Genomic DNA, 15158 nt, shown 5'->3' on the forward strand with positions numbered 1-15158 from the left:
CCCATCGCGGCCGAGGGAGCAAGAGACCTGTTTTGACCGTCCTGCCCGCTCTTGTCTCATAGCATGGGTGAAGGCCCAAACACCAAGGCCGCATTGGTTCCGCCAAAACCAAACGAATTGGAAAGCGCGTAGCCTATGCGTCTGGACTTGGCTTGAAGCGGCACCAGATCCATGCCTTCACATTCCGCAGATGGCGAGACCAGATTCAAGGTGGGTGGGGCGACCTGATCGCGCAAGGCCAGCATGGTCAGAATGGCTTCAACGCTTCCTGCCGCTCCAAGCAGATGCCCGGTCGCGGACTTGGTCGAGGAGATCGATACCCCACCGAAAGCATGCTCTGCGAATACCCGCTTGAGCGCGGCGACTTCGGTAAGATCGCCAGTGGGTGTCGAGGTGGCGTGCGCATTGATGTAATCAATGGCATCCGGCGCGATCCTGGCGCGCTTGAGCGCGGCCGCTATCGCACGTGCAGCTCCGTCGCCGTCCTCCGGCGTGGCAACGATATGATGCGCATCGCCGGACATGCCATAGCCAATCACTTCGGCATAGATGGTCGCACCGCGTTGACGGGCGTGCTCGTATTCTTCGAGGACGACCATTCCGCTGCCTTCACCCATGACGAATCCGTCGCGATCGGAGTCCCAAGGACGAGACGCCTGAGCCGGCTGATCATTGAAGTTTGTCGACAACGCGCGCGCTGCCACGAACCCTGCTACGCCCAACTCGCAGATCGTGGCCTCGGTGCCGCCCGCGATCATCACGTCTGCGTCGTCAAGCGCGATGAGCCTTGCCGCATCACCGATCGCATGCGCACCGGAAGCGCAAGCGGTTACGGCTGCATGCGTCGGGCCGCGAAATCCGTAGCGGATCGCAATGTGACCGGCGGCAAGATTGATCAGGTTGGAGGGAATGAAAAAAGGCGATAGCTTGCGGCCCGGCGATCGCTCCAGCGAACGCGCGGCGGCCTCGATGCCCGGTAATCCGCCTATGCCTGAACCGACCATCACGCCGGTGCGATCGCGCTCGGCCTGGCTTATCGAGGCCCAGTTCGCATCGTCCACCGCTTGCACCGCCGCGGCCAGCGCATAGACGATAAACGCATCCATCTTCTTCAGGTCTTTCGCTTCGATCCATTCGGCAGCGTCGAATCCTCCCTGCTCCTTCGACCCCCTAGGTAGCTGACCGGCGATCTTGCTTGCCAAATGCCTGGTATCGAAACGATCGATCGGACGGACACCGCTTGCGCCCGACAACAGGTTTTTCCAGCAATGCTCAACGCCGACCCCGAGCGGGGTGACCAGTCCGAACCCGGTCGCGACGACACGCCGAAAGCCCAGCGGATGCGGCAAATCGTTCAAATGGATGTTCATGCTTTCCGGTTTCATATTGCGTTTTCCTAAGGAGGTAAATCACGCGCACGCATTGATGCCTCTGGCGCGGCGCCTAGCCGGCTCGCTACCGGGCGTCACGACGACAGATGGGTTGGGGCGGGCGAGTTTCCGTCGAATCTCGGCCGCCGACCGAGCATGGCCGACAAAAGCATTCAATGAACATGCCTATTCGTAGGACAGTAGACGAACACTCTCGTCCCAGGCCTCGCTGAGGATGACTTGCAACGCCTGGCCAGGCCCGCACGTGTGGATATCACATTGATGTAAGCCCGATCTTTTGAGTCGAAGCAGGCTTTTTCTTAACTGCACCGGATGTGCAAGATGTTTGACAAGATTGGCGAGCATCGTATCTGGCGAAGTGGTGAACTGCGCGTCGGCGTTGCTCAGAATGGGCACGTGAGGCGGGCTGAACGGACACGTTTGCAACGCTTGGCTTAGTTCCATAGCGGCGCTTTCCATATAGGGCGTATGAAATGCTCCCGCCACTGCAAGGGCTGTGCAAATTGCCCCCCTTTTTCTTGCACGCTCCATCACTAACGCACAACCGGAACCGCTGCCGGCCACAACGATATGCTGCTCGGCCAAATCAGTAGCAAGATAAACAGGCGTATCAATGGGTACGGTGCTCAACAACTCCATGGCGATTCCGCGTGGCAGCTCGCGGATGCTGATCATGCGCTGGTCACTTTGGCTAGCAGCGTACTGCATCGCGCGTCCTCGTATGTGCAGAAGCCGAATGGCGTCGGTGTCATTCAAAGCTCCGGCTGCGACCAATGCCGTATATTCGCCCAGGCTCAGCCCAAACATCGCTTCGCACGCATCAAGCAGGCCACTATGGTTTTGCAGCGCAGTACGCCACTCGAACAACGATGCCAGGAAGATGCCGATCTGGCTGACGTCGGTGCGCGCGAGAAGGGATGCTGGTCCGTGCGCGTAAATGGAACGCAGTGGCATGCAGGTCAGATCTTCCGCAAGCTCCAGCAGACTTACGCATTCGCTACGATCCGTATATGCATCCAACATGCCTATGAATTGCACGCCCTGCCCAGGAAACATGATCGCACGAGGTCGCGCTTTGGCAGATGCAGCCGATTTGCTGATGGTGTTTGCGCGCGCAGTCACCCTCGGCCTTGCCAGCTTCCCGCCCGCATGCCTTGGCAGACAGTCGACAGGCTCTATTAGGACGCTGGCCACACCGGGCGCGCAGAGCGAGTGTAGCCGTTGCTCCCACGCGTTGACGCGTGAAGTTCCCACACCAGCGGCAGGAACCACCAGCACCCGCAGATGAACCAACCGCCCCGCTTCACCATCCCAGCCGATACACACTTCATGCACCGATGGATCGTCCAGTAGCGCAGCCTCGAGATCCTGCACGAACAAGCCATGCTTGATTTCATCACCGGCCCGACCCCGTAGAGCAAGGCAATTGCCGTTGTTGACCGTAACCATATCGCCGGTGCGAAACCAACCCGCCTCCGTAAAGCAATCGGCTGTGCGTTGCGGATCGCCTCGATAACCCGTGAACATCGCCGGGCTTTGTATCCAAAGCTCCCCAACCGCACTAGCGCCAGCCAACGGCTCGCATGGCATGAGCTTGAAAGCCACGCCCGGCGCTGGATCGCCAAGATCGATCTGAGCATCCGAGCGATAGCGCTTGACAAACAGCGGACCACATTCACTGATGCCAAACGTTCCGATCAAGTCGACCGAACTATCGTTACACAGGTGGCGAAGGAGACGGGGGGACATCGGCTCTCCACCAACGACCACCCGCAGGGAGTCCAACAAAGCGGGGAAATAGTCCCCATGCGCGCAAAGTGCCGACAGCCATGAGGTGAACAATACAAGGTGGGTAGGATGATAGGCGCGGATGGCTTCAATCAGTGCTTTGGCATCAAAGCTTTTTTGTGCGAACAGGGTGCCGCCGCTTGCGAGCACAGCATAAGCCGTCATGAAACCGCCAAAATGGGGAATGCGATTGAGAAAAATAGTGCGCGACGGGTCAGCATGCTCACCATGCAGCGTGAGGCTGAAGCCCGAGACGGCTGCGTGCAAGGAACTAAGCGTATGCTCGACGCCTTTTGGAACGCCGGTGCTGCCAGACGTAAAAAACGTTACGCTTGCATCGTTCGGGCGTGGCGGAAGAGAGGCCCGATTTTGCGTGAGCGCGGGGTTCTCCAACACACTATCCAGATGCAGAAGCCCCGGGGACAGCGCAGCGTTCGGCGATTCGCTTAGCGCCAGGGTCGCAAGTCGCCCCGGCTGCGCTGGAGAGTTCAGCACGCCATAGGCCATCAGCAAGTTCGCAGGAGCAATCACAACATCGAAGGATTCCTGCTCAAGCATAGTGAGGAATGCAGCCGTCGCATCCGCATCGAACAATAGCGTGCGCATGCCACTACTGAGCGTGGCGAGCGGCACGATCAATGAATCCTTGCCCGGGGGCAGGCAAGCAGCCACGGTCTTCGCTCCGAGCGCGAGCAAGTGGGCGCTCAGCGTATCGACGGCCTGACCGAACGCCCGATAGGTCAGCGTTGATTCGTTGTGTACGAGTACGACAACATCCGGCTGCGTGCGGATGAAATCCTCGATAGCACCAATGAAGCAGGTTGTATGCTGCCAAGGCTGTCTGGCGCATGCGTCCAATGTCGCCTTCTCTTGCCTGAGCCACATGGCAAAATGCGCGGCCATAGCCAGTTTGCGCCGCCTCAGCTCGGCATAGCTCAGTGTCACGTCCTCCCATTCCAGCGCCACAGCGTCTGGCCGTGCCTCTGCATGGACATCAATGAGGTCAAGTAGGCCAGCTTGCGATGGCCACGCACGCGTGGGGCCGGCACCAATGCTAAGCAGGTGCACCCGTTCGGTAGGAGAGACCAGATCGATGGCGTCGAGCGGTGTATCCGGAGCTGCAGTAAGCGCCGTCAGCATATGCAGGTAGCGGTCGCGCAGCCTGTCCATGGTCTGCGATTCATACAGATCGGTACAGTAGACCAGCTCACCTTGTAGGACCGCCTGACCGTCGGCTCCGCTGCGTTCGCGGATCGACAACGACAGTTCGAACTTGCTGGTATCGCGGATGCCAGACAAAGCCTGCTTCGCATCGACCCGTACAGTACCCGCGAGACTGTCGCCTCTTATCCACCCTTGCTCCTGCTCCAGAGCAACCATGGTCTGGTACACCGGCAGTCGGCCGGCTGGCGCTCCGATCCGCAGCTTTTCCACGATTTTGTGGAAGGGGATTTCCGCATGCTCAATGGCCGTAAGCGTGATATCGCGTACGCGCGAGGTCAGGCCGCGAAACGATTGATCCACATCAACACGTATGCGCAGAGGGAGGATATTGACGAAACAGCCGATCAGGGATTCGGCCATTTCGTGCTCGCGATTGGCCCACGGCGTACCAATGATGATTTCGTCCTGCCCCGACATGCGCGTTAGGAAAACCGCCCAGGACGCTGTGATCGCCGCGAACAAAGTAACGCCGGTGCTGCGCACAAGAGCATTCAGGGCTGCCGTCACCGGGGCCGATAGTTCGAATGGGACGCGGTGCCCGCTGAAGCTCTGCTGTGCAGGATGCGACTGGTCGACGGGAAGCTCCAGCACCGGTAGCGGCACTACAAGTGCTTTACGCCAGTATTCGAGTGCTTCGTCCATTTCGCCGCGTTCAAAACGCGTCCGTTGCCACTTCCCCCAGTCGTGGTATTGCCCGTTGTTCAGCGATGGCAATTGGGGAGAGCGATGCTGTAGAGCCGCCGCGTACGATTCGGTCAACTCGTGCCAGAAGATCGGAATCGAAGAACCATCAGTGACCATATGATGCATGGTGATCACCATCACCCATTCATGCCCATCCCGCTCCAGTATGAGCACTCGGAAAGTTTTTCCCTCGGTGAGATCGAGTGGGCGGTTGATTTCCGTTTCGATCAGCCGGCGCAGCGATTCGCCATCCTGCTGTTCCGGTCGAATTATCCGCAGCGGTACGTGACATTTGTCCAGCGGCATGACCATTTGCTGGGCGCAACCATCGACCGTGGCGTAGCGGGTGCGAAGGATCTGGTGGCGAGACATGATGTGGCGCAGCGCGAACGACAATGCGTTAACGTCGAGCGCCCCCGTGAAATGGTCGATGCGTGGTACGTTATAGGCGCTTGTTTCGCCGATCTTTTCGAACCAGATCCACATGGGCTCCTGAGAGAGAGAAAGAGGATAGCGCGCATCCTCAGATGCCTCACAAACGGCGGCCGAGGCGATGCGCTCGTTTCCAGTGCGCTCGACCAGCAACTCGACCAACCGATGGATTTGGCTATGGCGAAAGACGTCGGCCACGCTGATCTTCATGTTCAGATGTTGATTCAGGTACCGGGAGAGCCGGGCTATTTCCAGCGAATCAAGACCCAGATCAAGCAGTGAAGTGACCTGGGAAAGGTGTGTGTGAGACGTCGGCGCGATCATCTTGATCGCCTCCTGCAGTAGCTCGCGTGCCTCGATCATCGTCAGGTTGTTGGCGGCTACGGCGGGAGCGATGAGTGACGGCTGGCGCTCGATCGCCAACAACAAGCGGGCACGCGACGAATCCTCGTCCGCACCAAGCACGCCTAGCAGTCTTGGCGCATGGCTGGTGAGGCGTGGCACCGAGGGATCGTTTGCCTGGATGCGCTCAATCAGCTGCTGAGCAGGTGCGGTTGAGGTCGGCCATGGATCGGTTTGAAATACAAGGCACCCGTACGATTCATCCAACAGCATCCATTGAACCAGGAATTCAAGCAGGATCGGGCGCCATTGCTCGGCCTGATCGGGTGTCACATGCACATCCACAATTCGCAAGGCCTGTCCTGATGGAAGGTCGATGGCTTCGTCGAGGGCGAGTGCGCACGGCGTGGTATTGCTTCGATTTACATATGCCGCAGCGTGGATCGTGTCGCGGTCATCACCGGATTGGACGACAAATTGGCCATGCGGATAGTCACGTAGTCTGCGCTCGACGAGCTCGGTCGCCTGCGTGAGCGGCAACCTCAGCCATGTCGCAGCAAGATTCGCGAGCACGGGAGTATCGGCGACCGTTGCGAAGCGGATTTGATGCCCTACAGGGCGCATCCGCTGGAAAGAGATACGGGTCAGCGCTTGCTGCTCCGGAAATCTGATCAGTTCCAGCGTGTGCAGGCGCGCTACGGCAGTGGCGTAGAAGAACGCCTTTGCCGATACCAATAACTGGCCGGTAAGCGCTTGTAATGGTTCGAAGTGCAGACTGATATCGTGCTGCTTGGTTTCAAACGCTCGACGTGGCTCAATGGCATGCACTTCCAGCACGAGCAGCTCATCATGCTTGCCGAGCGCACGCCGCCAACGGGCCAGATGATCGATCAGGCTATCCTGGACGTCACGGGCAGGCAGCACAGCCCCTTCGCGCGTGGCATGCAAGCCGCCGGGCACCAGCAAGGGGCCATCCTGGGTCATTGCTGGCGCGTTATAAGAGCGATCGTGATCGAGAAAGGAGCGCACATGCAGCAGCGGGCGCGTCAGATCTACGCCCCTGTCCGCGAGCGCCGAGCGAATCATCGCTGGGTCACCGATATCGCCACGCAGCGTCAAGTGAGGTATCGCGTTCGCCGTCAATCGTTGCTGTGTGACAGCAAGCGCCGCTTGGTTGTAATCGACTCCGATCATCGTTACCGGATGGGAGGCAAGTGCCTGGCCACGCGGTGAATCCTGGCGGATGCGCTGATACAGCTCCGTTAGTAGAGAGCCGTCCCCACAGCCGGTATCGATGATGTAGGCGGGCTGTTCATGCAGATGCTCCTGGTGGAACAGGCGCACGACCGTATCTGCGATGGTTTTGAAATAGGTCTTGTGCATCGACCCACTCGCGAGCACGTTAAGTGCGCGATCCACATGGCCTTCGAATCCGTCGATCTGATCGAACACCCCCTGGGGATCGCCGAACACCAAGTCACGCACGCGATGCAGAAGCTTCCTGTATGAAAGACCTAGCGCGTAGTTGAGCGCGTTTCTATATATCCAACGCCCAATAACGGTCAGCTGAAGCTTGTTCTGGTGCAGGCCATCGGCCCAACCGAGCAAATCGAATAGACGATAAACCTCGACAGCCGCAACCGGGCTGATGGCACTGATGTCGACTTCGCTGGCGGCGGGATCGGTTGCGAGGTCTAGCTGGCGCAAGCCGGTCAGAAGTGGAATCACCACCATGCCATCGGCGAATTCCCGCAGCCAATCAATGCTCAGTCCACTCCATCGTTGTTCGATCTGTGTAAGGGCGCCGGACCAATGACCGACAGGTGTGCGGGCCAGGTAGTCGACCGGATCAATGCCATAGAGTGTGAAAAGCGCCGGATCGAGCGCGCTTAGTTCGATATCGAGCATGGAAGAGGTAGGCGCCTCCCACCTGACGATGGCTTCGTCGCATTTGACGAGCCCCACTGCCTCCGCGACACGCAGCGCGATGCGCAAGTAGCCGGGCGAGGCGCTGATGGAATCCGTTAGTTCTGTTAGAGCGACGTGATATCGCTCTTTAATAAGTGAAAGGACGCCCCCTTGCATCAGGCAATGCAGGATAGGCATCAGCACATAGCCATGGGCATAGTGGTTCATGCTGATGGAATTGCTGGAGATCGGCGGGCTGCGCATGTTCCTTCCTGCGTTTGGATGAAGAAACGAAGTGATGCACCAGTCGTCGCACGAACCAGTGGCTTTGGTCTATCCAGCATGGAATTTCAGGATGTCGTCTTATTCGAAATGGCATTCGATTTCATCCTGCGCGACATCTATTTCCCTCTGTGTTGCAAGCCTCACCGATCTGACCGGAATGCAGGAGATGCTCGGTAGCGACGTGTAACGGAGGTTAGCAATTGCGGCGAACATGTAGCGTAGGTGACCGCCGCATTGATATGTAGGTAACGGCAGGAGCGCGCAGAGCAACATAGCCCTATCGCAAGGACGCACAGCCGCACGGAGGGGTAACAATTCGCGTATCCAGCCCTGCTTATGCTCGACGGCTTTGCATCGGTGGGCTAGGGTATACACATGCCATACAAACAACCCGAGGTCCGATCGGCTGGGGTGATCGCAATGCACCTGATCGATATCGCCGATGCGATCGATCTGTCCAACGCCGAAGCGCTATGGGATCAGCAGCAGCGGCCGGCCAGCGCGCGCAGCAAGCTGGCCAGCACGCCACCCAAGGCGATGGCGTTCGGCGTGCCGCCGGTAGTCCTGAAGCTCGATGCTATCGATCTGCCGTTGCTTGGCAGCAACTACCAGGCCAGCGCCACTGTACGGCTGTACGACTTCGGCGCAGCGGCCTTTTCGGTGCAAATTCCGGTCAGCGCTTGTAGCTGGGCCTCGTTTTCACAGCTGGTGAACGCGGTGGATGCGCTGTTGGGCCCAGGCGCCGACAGCCCGATCTGGACGCAACTGCTGGAGCATGTCCGCGCGGCGCTGTTGCCCGCCTTGACCAAACCCAGCCCCGCTTCATTGCACGAGGACTATCTGCTCGGCATCGTGCATGCCTTCGACGAACCGATACCGGTGAGCACGATGCACGAAAGCATCGATCTGGTGCCGTTGTTGTCCGGTGAACAGCGCCCTTTGTCGGAGCAGGCACGCCGAGACCTGCTGCTGCAACGGTTCTCCTATTACGCCGACGACCTGGTGGTACTGACCTGGGATCGCGCCTTCATCTACGAGCCGCGCGGCGATTCGGACGTGATCGACATTCTGGAGGTCGCCAATGCGCAGCTGCTGGAAATGCGCTTTTACGACGAGCTGCTGGATGCCGAATTACCGCGCATGTACGACATGGTCGAGGCTGCTTACCACGCCGGCAATCCGCTCGGAGCGCGTCACTTCGCCGATCTGGCGCGCAAGCTGTACACCCTGGTGGCGGAAGTCACCGAGATTACCGAAAAGGTGGATAACGCCCTGCAGGTCACCGAGGACGTCTACCTGGCCCGCGTCTACGCCGCGGCGCTGGATCTGTTCCGGGTGCGCCACGTGAGCGATGCGGTGGACCGCAAGCTGGCGATCATTCGCGATACGTATGCGGCGCTTTACGAAGAAGCCTCGGCCAAGCGCGCCGAATTGCTGGAACTGGCGATCATCGCGTTGATCGTGGTGGAGATCGTGATCGCGATCATCCGCCATACCTAATAAGCAAATAAAAAGCCCCGGGAGCGAAAGCTCCCGGGGCTCGCGTAGGACAGCTATCAGAACTTGTAGATCGCCGACAGCGCAAACAGGTTGCCGGCGTCGTCGAACGAGCCGGAAAGCACGTCGCCGGTGGGGCTCACGGCACCATTGATCGAGGCGCGGTTCACGAAGATATGCGCGTACGAGGCATTGATCGAGAAGTGATCGGTGGCCTTGTAGCCCACACCCGCCGACACCAGCTTGCGGGTTTCGTCCGGTACGCGCGGCTCGCGAAATGCGGCCGTGGTCGGCGTGGTGTCGTAGCCGAAGCCGCCGCGCAGGGTCAGCTTGTCGGTGAGGTAGTAATCGCCGCCGACCGAGAAGTACCAGGAGTTATGCCAGTTGAACATCTGCGTGGTGGTCGGCTGGGTCGGGTTGCCGTAATTCACCGTCAGGTTCTTGAACACATCCCAGCCGGTCCAGGCCACGTCAGCGCCAAAGCCGAACTGCTGTTCCTGATGCCAGTAGCTGACCGTGGCCGTGGATGGCGTAGTGAACAGTGCCGTGCCGGTCGTATGCTGGAACGGCAGCGTGGCAGGGGTCAGGCCCAGCGCTGGTGCCAGCTGGCCAACCAGGGCGGACACGTTGTCCGGCACGTTGAAATTGGCGGTGCCTTGCAGGCGATGGGTGATCTTGGAGCGGTAGTTGAAGGACAGCTTGTCCTGCGAGGTGACCTTCCAGTACGCGCCGGCCTGCCAGCCCCAGGCCCAGCTGGCGCCGCTGATACGAGCCAGGCCGTCCGACCCCGGCGGCACCAGGGCATAAACCTGGTTCACCGGCAGGTTCAGCGCGGTGCCCGGACCGGCCAGGCCCAGTGCGACGCTGGAGAAATTGATCGCATTGGTGAGCGTGGCGCTGGTGCGCTGGGCGATGGCGCTGGCGCCGATGCTGAGGTTGTCGGTGACATCGAACGAGGCCGACATGGTGCCGTCCAGCGATTCGAACTTGGAGTAGACCGAGTTGTAGCGGCCCACCCAATCGTTGTCATAGGTGGTCTTGAAACCGAACGGCACCGTGATGGAGGCGCCGACATGCAGGCGGTCGGTAAGCTGGGTGGCGAAGAAGAACGAAGGCAGCGGCATGGTGGTGCCGGCGTCGCCGCCGTTGCCGCCGCTGATCGGATTGCCCAACACGTCGTGTGCGCTGCCGGAGAACTGGGCGCTGAAGTTGATGGCGGTGACGTCCGCTTCGAAATAAGTGCCCTTCAGGTCGCTCATCGCCGCCGGGGCGTTGGCCACCACGGAAACGTCCCCACCGGCGGTCGCGGAACCAGCGTAGGCACGCCCCATGGCCTGCGCGGTGTCTTCCTTCAGCTGGAACGAGCTGGCGTGGGCCTGCTGCGGCATGGCCAGGGCACCGGCAATGGCCAGACCCAATGCGGCCAGCGCGTACGGACGGCCACCACGGACGGAGTTACGGAAGAACGTGTGCATTGCATGCTCCTGCTTTTCTTTATGGTGACGAGTCCGGCCCTGCAGGCCGGGGTCTGCCGGAAGGCTGCACGCCTCCCTGGCTCGGGTCGTAGCGGGGGCCCAAACGAACAAAATTTCATACGCGCGTTTGATACCCCAAGCGGGCACTCTGCCGAGTCGGGCCGAGCTGCGCAAGTGCGGCTGCAGCATGCTTCAGGTCCTACAGATGCCTGATGTCTTCCCTGACGTTATCTGTACGGTTCCCTTTCCTTGCCCTGCGTTCTCCGCGCCGCTTTACAGTCAGTGCTGCTAACCTTCTGACCCCCTACGAATTTAAGCGGGCCTAGCCATGCATTGCTTCGTCTACGCCAGCCAGCGCAAGGCCGATACGTATCTATGGCTGGATCGCAAGGATCACTTCGACGTGCTGCCCGCTTCGCTGGCGTTGCTGCTGGGCGATCTGCGTTTCGTGCTTGAGGTAGAGCTGCACCCGGAACGCCGTCTACCCAATGAAGACGCGGAAGTGGTGATGGAGCACTTGCGCACGCAAGGTTGGCACCTGCAGCTGCCACCGCAGGAAACCCTGGCCGTTCCCAGCGGTACGCAAGAGCCTGCCTCGGAATCCCGGCGTCAGGACGAATAAGCATGCCATGAGAAGGTTGTTAACAATGGATTACCGTCTGACGCATTGCTGATTCCTATACTGCCCCGCATGCCACCTATCAAATCGCGCCACCCTTCCTCCGCGCTCGTCTCGCTTGTCTGGTTTCTGCCGGGGTGGCTGTGCGCCGGCATCGCCGCGCTGGGTGCGCATCCGATTGCGCTGATTCCGCTGCTGCTGGCCAATACGCTGACCATGGCCGCGGTGTGCCACGCGATCGGCTTCGATCCGGAGCCGAATTTCCTGCGCACGGTGATCCGTCGCGGCGCGGCGCACCTGGCAATGTTCACCTGCTATGTCGCACTGGTATTCCTGTTGGTGGCCTGGCCGATGCTGCGGCTGACCCAGCAGCCCACCCTTGGCGACAGCCTGATGCTCGCCGCCGCCCTGGTGGTGGCACTGGTAACGCTTTGGCGACTGTGGCCGGCCTTCGCACTGGTCTACGTGTGGGATGACGCCTACCCGGCGCACGGCCAAGGCGAAGGCTCCTGGCTGTTTACCGCCACGGCGCGCAGCGTGGCTTTCGGCCGGCACCTGTCCCGCGAGGAGCATTTCTTCAGTCATTTCCTGCCCAGCGCGCTGGCGCTGCTGGTCCTCGCCTTCGCCGCCATCGCACTGAGTGGCCTATATGGCGTGCTGCCATCGGAGATGCGCACCGCTGCCCTGGTGCTTTATGCCGTGCTGCTGACGCCACTGGGTTGCCTGATCATTGCCAACCGTACGCTGCGCGTGATGTTGTGCGAAAGCCGCCGCCCGCGCCGACAGGAACAAACCAGCGAAAAGGCCGAGCCGGTCATCGCCGTCGCGCAGCCGCTCAACGAACAAGAGCGCACCGCCGGCACGCCCGAACAGGCGCGTGCCCTATTGGCCGCAGCACGCAGCGGCGACGTAGCTCGCGCGCTAGTGTTGACGGAGGCCGGCGCCGATCCCAACACGGCGCCTGCCGCCGGTGATCGCGATCAGCGCCCGGTGTTGATGCTGGCTGCACTGCTGCCGGACACACGCTTGCTACGCGCCTTGATTGCCAAGGGTGCCGACGTCAATCGCGCCAATGGCGGCCTTACCCCCTTGCTCGCCGCGACGCGTGACAGCTGGCATGGCCGTGCCGACGCGGTCATGACGCTGCTGACCAACGGCGCCAATCCGCTGGTCGCGGATACCGAGGGCAACACGCCGCTGCATGGTGCGGTGCTCAGCGGCGAACCCACCGTCGCAGCCATGCTGCTGGACGCCGGCGCACCACTCGATGCGCCCAACCAGCACGGCGAAAGTCCGCTCTCGATCGCCTGCCGCGCGGCCAACTGGCCACTGGTGCGCTTCCTGCTCGAACGCGGCGCCAAAGCCGCACCGGCCAACGGCGAACCGGCGCTGGTCGCCGCGGCCGGCATTGCCGAAGACGACGTTGCCGGCGTGAAGATGCTGCTGAAGCACCGCGCCGCGGTGAATGCAGTCGACGCACGCCAGCGCAGCGCGCTGATGACGGCAGCGGCCGAAGGGCACGTGCAGATTGCGCGCGCATTGTGTGCCGCGGGCGCCGACGTGAACCTGGCTGACCACCAGGGCAGCACCGCCCTGATGGAAGGCGCGCGCGCCGGAGCGGTCGGCATCATCGAACTGCTGGCGGATGCGCAAGCCGATGCTCACGCACGCGACAAGCACGGCCGTGCCGCGCTCACGCTCGCCTGCCAATCCCCGCACGCCCAGGTCGAAACCGTACGCGCATTGCTCGCCCTCGGCGCAGATCCCAAGGCGCCGGGCAGCGACGACCGCAGTGCGCTCGATCATGCCGCCGCCAGCGGGCGTTGGGACCTGGTCGCGCTGCTCGATCCGGCCACGCCACTGCCTGCCAGCCTCGATGTCGCGGCGATTTCCGAAGGCGCCGATACGCCGGCCCATCTGCTCGACGCACTGCGTTTCGGCCATTGGGCGATGGTTTCCAGCTTCACGACCCGTGTGCGGGACTGGCCGCAGGAACAACTCGCTCCGCTGTATCCGGAACTGGCCGACCCCGGCTTGCGCGCGGCGCGGCGCTGGCTGCTCGATCACGGCCTGCAGGCCGAAGCCCGCCTGCCGCCGCAATTGATCGACGAAGTCGACAACGAAAATCCGGCCTTGCCGCCGCTCGGCCGCCGCCTGTTCGATGCCCTGGTGCCGCGACTGCCGGAAAGCGCCGAAGCGATCGAGGATCTGCTCGATGCCGGCGCCAGTCCGGCGGGCGCCCGGCTGCTCGCGCAAGTCCTTGGCCGCTTGCACCAAGCAAGCTCCACGCTGCCGGTGACGTTGCTCGAACGTGGCGCCGACCCGTTCGGCACCGACGAACGCGAACGCACGCCCTTGCAGCTGGCTGCGGCGAACGGCCAGCTTGGCACACTGGAAGCACTGCTGGCTCGCGGTTGCGATCCGAACACTCGCGACGTCAACGGACGTACGCCGCTTTTCGCCGCCCTGGAACATGGCGAGGATGCGTTACCGCTGGTACGCGCGCTGGTGGCGCACGGCGCCGACGCCGAGGCGATGGATGCCAACGGTGAAACGGCACTCGGCCTTGCGCTGGAACAGCCGCAGCTGGAACGTTGGCTCGACTGGAACGGCTGGCAACGCCCCCGTCGGCCGTTGCGCGCCGATGACCTGATCCAGGCCGCCAAACAAGGCGCTGATACGGCCGTATGCCGTCTGCTGGACCTTGGCTTTCCGGTCGACACGCGTGATGCGCAAGGCGCCACCCCGCTGCTGCATGCCTGCGGGGCCGGCTATCGTGATGTCGCCGCCACGCTGATCGGCGCCGGTGCGGACATCGCCGCTAGCGCGACCAATGGGATGACTCCGCTTGCGGCTGCCGTCGCGGCGCGGCGCGACGCCCTGGTTGCGTTGCTGCTTGAACGCGGTGCAGCGGTAGATCAGCGACTTCCGAACGAGGCCACGGCGCTGATGATCGCCGCCGTGCAAGGCTATCCGGAGATTGCCGAGCAACTGCTTGATGCCGGCGCCGCCCCCAATGCGGTGGACGCCCGCGGACACAGCGCTCTGCATGCCGCCTCGCAGTTCGGCTTCGAGCAGAATGACAGTCTGCGCGCACGCCGCCTGTTCGACGTGCTGTTGAAGCGCCAGGCCGATCCAAACCTGGCCGACAGCGAAGGCAAGACGGCCTTGCTGCTGTTGCTCGGCGCGCATCAACGCCCAGGCAGCCAATGCGATGCAACCCATATCGGTGCGCTGCTGCCGGTGTTGCTGGATGCCGGCGCGCGCATCGAACACGCTGACCAGCGCGGCGTTACCGCCCTGCACGCCTGCGCGATGCACGCCCTGTTGCCGCCGGCACGCTTGCTGCTCGCCCGCGGCGCGGACCGCAATGCCGCCGATGCCTTCGGCCGCACCGCGGCGGATGTAGCACGGCACTTGGGCCTGATCGATATCGCGCATGAGTTGGCTGCTCGCCACAGCGTTATTCCCAGCGTGCGGCAAACCTTGCGGCAGCCGGCACAACCGGATTAA

Annotated in this window: 6 protein-coding genes; 3 read left to right on the plus strand and 3 right to left on the minus strand. The window is 61.7% G+C overall.

Annotation, left to right across the window (positions count from 1 at the left end; genetic code table 11):
* Positions 1-56: 56 nt before the first annotated feature.
* Both fabF and QQJ96_RS01025 read right to left on the minus strand, forming a co-directional pair.
* Positions 57-1385: a beta-ketoacyl-ACP synthase II gene (gene fabF / locus QQJ96_RS01020; protein ID WP_284330036.1), complete on the minus strand. Its 1329-nt coding sequence runs from the start codon at positions 1383-1385 to the stop codon at positions 57-59.
* A gap of 171 nt (positions 1386-1556) precedes the next feature.
* The gene (locus tag QQJ96_RS01025; protein ID WP_284330037.1) at positions 1557-8033 is read right to left on the minus strand and encodes a condensation domain-containing protein; all 6477 of its coding nucleotides are present in this window, start codon (positions 8031-8033) and stop codon (positions 1557-1559) included.
* A gap of 396 nt (positions 8034-8429) precedes the next feature.
* Here QQJ96_RS01025 and QQJ96_RS01030 point away from each other — a divergent pair, with 396 nt between their 5' ends.
* Positions 8430-9554, plus strand: coding sequence for a hypothetical protein (locus QQJ96_RS01030; RefSeq protein WP_284330038.1), 1125 nt, complete (start codon positions 8430-8432; stop codon positions 9552-9554).
* A gap of 56 nt (positions 9555-9610) precedes the next feature.
* On the opposite strand, the gene QQJ96_RS01035 is transcribed toward QQJ96_RS01030, so the two are convergent.
* Entirely contained in the window at positions 9611-11026 is a 1416-nt protein-coding gene (locus tag QQJ96_RS01035; protein ID WP_284330039.1) for an OmpP1/FadL family transporter, read from the minus strand.
* Positions 11027-11354: 328 nt separating this feature from the next.
* On the opposite strand from QQJ96_RS01035, the gene QQJ96_RS01040 reads away from it, so the two are divergent.
* Both QQJ96_RS01040 and QQJ96_RS01045 read left to right on the plus strand, forming a co-directional pair.
* A complete protein-coding gene (locus QQJ96_RS01040) occupies positions 11355-11648 on the plus strand; it encodes a YcgL domain-containing protein (protein ID WP_284330040.1) in 294 nt (97 codons plus the stop codon).
* A gap of 69 nt (positions 11649-11717) precedes the next feature.
* Positions 11718-15158, plus strand: coding sequence for an ankyrin repeat domain-containing protein (locus QQJ96_RS01045; protein ID WP_284330041.1), 3441 nt, complete (start codon positions 11718-11720; stop codon positions 15156-15158).

The sequence above is a fragment of the Dyella flagellata genome (assembly GCF_030160275.1).
GTDB lineage: Bacteria > Pseudomonadota > Gammaproteobacteria > Xanthomonadales > Rhodanobacteraceae > Dyella_B > Dyella_B flagellata.